This window comes from Actinoplanes sp. NPDC089786 (genome assembly GCF_040684855.1).
Taxonomy (GTDB): domain Bacteria; phylum Actinomycetota; class Actinomycetes; order Mycobacteriales; family Micromonosporaceae; genus Actinoplanes.
In genome coordinates, this window is record NZ_JBFBGU010000066.1 from 1 (window position 1) to 3490 (window position 3490).

Below are 3490 nucleotides of genomic sequence, written 5' to 3' on the forward strand. Positions count from 1 at the left end.
AGCGTCGAGAGTGGCCGGGGTCATCGATACGGCGGTCCCGGCGACAAGGTATACAGACAGGGTTGGGCCTTCGGGGTTCGAGCTTCTGGTTAGTCACCTTTGCTCGTACCGAAGGCCCTTCCTCATGTCACGCCACCACGCCGGACACAAGCACCTCATCGATCTTCACCCTGGCCGCCGATCACCCGGACCCCTTATTTACTAAGGGATGTCTCGTAACTCGATTACCGTGCTGGCCTGTTCAGGTGAGTCGTACCCCGTCGAGGAGCATGGTCAGGCCTCGCTGGTAGTACTCCTGCTCGTCGGGAAGTCCGAGGAAGAAGTCGGCGGTTTCGGTCAGGTGGGGGTAGTCCTGCGGGGAGAGTGACTTCAGCCGCGCGCGCTTGGCGTTGAGCAGGGACTCCCGCAGGGCCGGGTCGGCGACGGCGGTTTCACCCGGCTGGCGGATCACCAACCCGATCAACGCGTTGAGCAGGAAGATGCTCAGCTGCGCTGCGGCCACCGGCGAGTGCCCCTCGGCGCGCAGCAATCCGATGACCCGCTCGGCCAGATCGATGCCGGCGTCCGTGCGCATGAAGCGCAGCGGGGTGATCTCAGCGAGGGCGGGGTGCGCGCGCAGGACACGCAGCAGGTCCGCCAGCACCGTACGCAGGTCGGGCTCGCTGTCGGCGGTCAGCTCCATTTCGCCGAGTATCCGCTCGACCAGCGCGTCGAGCAGGGCGTCCTTGCTCTTGAAGTGCCAGTACAGCGCCATGGGAGTGACGTTCCAGCCCGCAGCGACCCGGCGCAGCGTGACGGCGTCGAGCCCGTCCGCATCCGCGATGGCGAGGGCTGTGGACAGGAGTTCGCCGCGATCGAGTCGCTCGGCGGCCCGGGGTCGGGGTGACATGAGGCTCACTATATCTCGTAAAGGGTGCGGTTGACGATCAAGCAAGGAGGCGTTACCTTCGATATACAAAGTAAATTTACGCCATATAGTTAGAGGCGGTCATGAGTTTTCAACAAGGGGAGAACCCGGTGACCCACACCATCGTCATGACCGGCGCGACTCGCGGGTTCGGCCGCGTCGCCGTCGAGCGCGTCCTCGACGGCGACGCTGAGGCGCACCTCGTGCTCCTGGCCCGTGGCGCCACGGGAAACGAGCTCGCCGCCCAGCTCCGCCACAACGGGCGCGCCGTGACATCGATCCCGACGGACCTGTTGTCGATGGGTAGCGTCCGCGCGGCAGCTGACGAGCTGATCCGACGGCTCGATACAGGAGATCTGCCGTCGCTGCGCGGATTCATCGGCAACGCCGGCCTGCTTTACACGAACAACGTCACGGAGAGCCCGGACGGATTCGAGGCGACATTCGCCGTCAACGTGCTCGCCAATCACGTCCTTCTCCGCCTTCTGCAGGATCGATTCGAGGTGCCGTCACGGATCGTCCTCACCGTCAGCGACGCGCACTTCGGCGACTTCCGCCACAACGCGGGAATGATGCCCGCGCCGTCCTGGCAGGATCCGGCCGGCCTGGCCCGCATCCGCGCGTTCCCGGAGGCCGACACTGTCACGGCGGGAGGGACGGCTTACTCCACCAGCAAGCTCGCCGCGATTTACCTCATCCACGAGTACGCACGACGCCTGCCGCAGGGCGTCGACATTGTCGGCTACAACCCTGGATTCGTGCCCGGTACCGGCCTGAGCCGCGACGCAGGCGCAGCTGTCCGGTTCGTGGGGCGGCGGATCATGCCACTGATGACGCTGACCCCGATGGCGTCGAGCCAGAAAGTCGCCGGCCGGCGCCTCGCCGACGTCGCGCTCGGACGCGTCCCGGCACCTTCCGGTTCCTACATCGACCGCACACGAGTGGAGCGCTCGTCCAAGGAGTCCTACGACCCTGACCGTGAACGACAGCTTTGGGAGGCCGTAGAAGACCTGCGCTCCTCAGTCGCATCCTGAGAGACACCCCAGACGGGTCAATGGATGCGTTCTGCACGCTCACCGATTGCGTCAGCAGCCGATCACTCTAAGCAATATCCCGTAACCCGGTGAAGGTCCGAGCCCGGGCGGTGGGTGATCATCGATGGGTGCAGGCGCTCTCAACCTCTCGCTCAGAGTTGATGAACCACGTCAGTCCCGTAGAGGCACTTGCTTCGCCCAGAAACATCCGAGGAGACAGCAATGAGCAAACAACAGCGCGAGGCCGTTGACGCCGCTCTGCGCCAGCCCCAGCAAGCGCCAGCCATGGATTCCATCGACGAGCGCCGCAAGGGCTTCGCCGCCTTCATGGCGACCGCGGCCGTACCCACCACAGTGCGCCAGAAGCAGACTGTCCTGGGCGGACGGCCCGCGGTCACAGTCGAACCCGAAGCCGGCGCCCAGCCGGGAACGATCCTGTACTTCCACGGCGGCGCATGGGCCCTGGGATCACCCGACACGGCCATGAGCATCACGGCGAACCTCGTCGCGCGAACCGGGGTCGTCGCAGTCTCGCTCGACTACCGCCTCGCGCCCGAAGACCCGTTCCCGGCCGGCCTCGACGACTGCCTCGCCGCATACCGCGAACTACTGGACAGCGGCACTGATCCTTCGACGGTGGCCTTCGCCGGGGATTCAGCCGGCGGAAACTTCTCGATCGCGGCTTGCCTCGCCGCACGAGCGGCGGGCCTGCCGATGCCGGCAGCAGTCGTCGCATTCTCACCGAGCCTGGACATGACCTTGACCGGCGCAAGCATGGATACCAAAGCCGGTATCGATCCGATGTTCAACCGTGAGAATCTCGAACCCATCATGCAGACCTATCTCGCCGGGCACGACCCGCGAGACGAGTTGCTCAGTCCCGCTGTCGTCGGAGATCTCACCGGCTTGCCACCAGTGCTGCTGCAGGTGGGGACCAACGAGGTGCTTCTCGACGACGCCACCCGCATGGCGGAGCGCGCCCGGGCCGCGGACGTCGACGTCATCCTCGACGTCGTGGCCGGCGTCCCGCACGTGTTTCAGATGTTCGCGGGCGGGGCCCTGGATGAGGCCGACCAGGCCCTTGATCGCGCCGCATCGTTCCTGACCCAGCAGCTGGGAAACGTGACCACCGCCCGGCCCCTCGCCTGAAGCCGATGGTCGGCCGGCTTCGGAAGCTTGGCGGCAGAGGCCACCGCCGCCCAGCCCATTTCTCAAGAAAGGTATGACCATGACGTCTCTTTCTCTTCCCGGTGGCACTTGGACATTGGGTGACGCAAGTCCTGGCCCCGCACGTCCCGGCCGGGACCGGCCGCGGCCGACCGATCATCTACCCGCGCCGTGACGTCGTCGACGCGATCCGTTACCTGGACCGGACCGGTTGCCAGTGGGACGCTCTGCCCGCCGACTTTCCGCACCACAAACTCGTCTATCACTACGTCAAAACCTGGACTCGCGACCGCACCCTGAACCGGATGCACAACCACCTGCGCGAGCAGGTCCGTCAACACCTCGAGGACCGCGACGCGCAACCTACCGCCGCGCTGGTCGA

The 3490-nt window shown here is 65.8% G+C and carries 4 protein-coding genes; 3 read left to right on the top strand and 1 reads right to left on the bottom strand.

What is annotated here, in order from left to right; translation table 11 throughout:
- Positions 1–241: 241 nt before the first annotated feature.
- The gene (locus AB0O15_RS47820; RefSeq protein WP_364334867.1) at positions 242–889 is read right to left on the bottom strand and encodes a TetR family transcriptional regulator; all 648 of its coding nucleotides are present in this window, start codon (positions 887–889) and stop codon (positions 242–244) included.
- A gap of 128 nt (positions 890–1017) precedes the next feature.
- On the opposite strand from AB0O15_RS47820, the gene AB0O15_RS47825 reads away from it, so the two are divergent.
- From AB0O15_RS47825 to AB0O15_RS47835, 3 genes are all read left to right on the top strand, one after another.
- Positions 1018–1941, top strand: a complete 924-nt coding sequence (locus AB0O15_RS47825; protein ID WP_364334870.1) for an SDR family NAD(P)-dependent oxidoreductase — start codon at positions 1018–1020, stop codon at positions 1939–1941.
- A 222-nt stretch (positions 1942–2163) separates the two neighbouring features.
- Positions 2164–3090: an alpha/beta hydrolase gene (locus AB0O15_RS47830; RefSeq protein ID WP_364334873.1), complete on the top strand. Its 927-nt coding sequence runs from the start codon at positions 2164–2166 to the stop codon at positions 3088–3090.
- A 119-nt stretch (positions 3091–3209) separates the two neighbouring features.
- A partial coding sequence (locus AB0O15_RS47835) for a transposase (protein ID WP_364334876.1) occupies positions 3210–3490 on the top strand: 281 nt, incomplete at its 3' end.

Excerpts from the sequence above, each read along its gene's own strand:
- AB0O15_RS47820 (WP_364334867.1), bottom strand. The coding sequence starts at position 889 with ATGTCACCCCGACCCCGGGCCGCCGAGCGACTCGATCGCGGCGAACTC.
- AB0O15_RS47830 (WP_364334873.1), top strand. The coding sequence starts at position 2,164 with ATGAGCAAACAACAGCGCGAGGCCGTTGACGCCGCTCTGCGCCAGCCC.